The 1,387-nt window shown below is 33.5% G+C and carries 1 protein-coding gene; it reads right to left on the bottom strand.

The genetic code is table 11. The features are described from left to right. Positions 1–54: 54 nt before the first annotated feature. Positions 55–531, bottom strand: coding sequence for a replication/maintenance protein RepL (locus EII32_RS11270; protein ID WP_050190807.1), 477 nt, complete (start codon positions 529–531; stop codon positions 55–57). Positions 532–1,387: the final 856 nt, after the last annotated feature.

The raw sequence follows: 1,387 nt of genomic DNA, 5'->3' as shown, positions 1-1,387 counted from the left end.
GGACTAGTGTTAGCTAGTCCTTTCGTCTATAATGTAGATGAATTTAATATTGTTCTATTCCTTGAAAGAATAGTATTCAGATAATGCATTATTCTGTTTTTCTGATGCCTCTTGCTCAAAGTTCCCAAATTCGAGTAAGAGGTATTTTTGTTTTTGGTCATCGCCTCTCATAAGTAATTCTGGGTTTAACATTAAAGCTCCAGTTTTTCTTTTTATAATATTTCCATCTTCTAAGATTTTAAGAGTTGTAGTTACGGTTTGTAAGCTTGTGTTTGTAGCTTTAGCTATTTCTCTCGTAGTAGCTATCATTGTGTTATTACTTAAGTGTACGTTATCAAGAATGTAATTTACGATTTTAAGTTTTTTTCCACCAATCATATCTAACATACTTATTAGTTGAACGATATATGCCTTTACGAAGTTACCAGACGTTTGTTTTCGGTATAACTTATCTACCTCTATTACTTCTCCACTTTGTTCGTCTATGAGCCTCTGAGAGCCCTTATATACTGTTCCATATCTTTCTTTCACTTTCAATCACTCCTTTATTTTAAGTTATTCTAAATATATCATAACAGTTCTAAAAAAAAAAGAACATTTGTTAAAAGAAATTAGAACAAAACAAGTGAAAAATTAGAACAAAGAAATTCTTAATAGAAACTATCATATCAACCTATAATAAGAATTTAAGTAGTTAAATCTTCTTTTCTATATAAAGCGTCGGAGCATATCAGGGGGTTATCTAACGTAAATGCTACCCTTCGGCTCGCTTTCGCTCGGCATTGACGTCAGATACTGCACCCCCTGAAACCCCATGCTCCAACAGCAAAAAGGAAACTTTTTGCTGCTTTCCCGACGCTTATTCACTTCGTTCATATTTATATAGAAAAGAAGTGAATGCATTTATGCTTACAACTAATTTTGTTATATGGCTAGCATTTGGCAGGGGGATTGGGGGCATGCCCCCAACAAGTGTATTTGCAGTCACGAAATGAGCGTAGCGAATGAAGTGGCTAGCAAATACGATGCTTGCCAAACCTAAATTTTACATTGTGAAATGAGAAAATTTTTGACGAGCAAAGCGAAAATGATAGCCACTGAGGTGGCGATTGGTGCAGGTTTTAAGTTGGATTAATTCCAACTTAACAACCAATCCAAATCATTAAAGCGATATCGTGAAGTCAAAAAGCAATTATTTTACAATTAAAATTTATGGTGGGTTGGTTTTGATTATATGTATAGCTTTTTCTGCGAGTGTAACGAGTAGATCAAAAGCTATACATAAAAAAGGACTAGTGTTAGCTAGTCCTTTCGTCTATAATGTAGATGAATTTAATATTGTTCTATTCCTTGAAAGAATAGTATTCAGATAATGCATTATTCTGTT

The organism is Prevotella sp. OH937_COT-195, from assembly GCF_003932845.1.
In the GTDB taxonomy this organism is placed as follows: Bacteria; Bacteroidota; Bacteroidia; order Bacteroidales; family Bacteroidaceae; genus Prevotella.
Note: the sequence above shows the minus strand (reverse complement) of the source record. Positions and strands in the feature narration are given on the sequence as shown.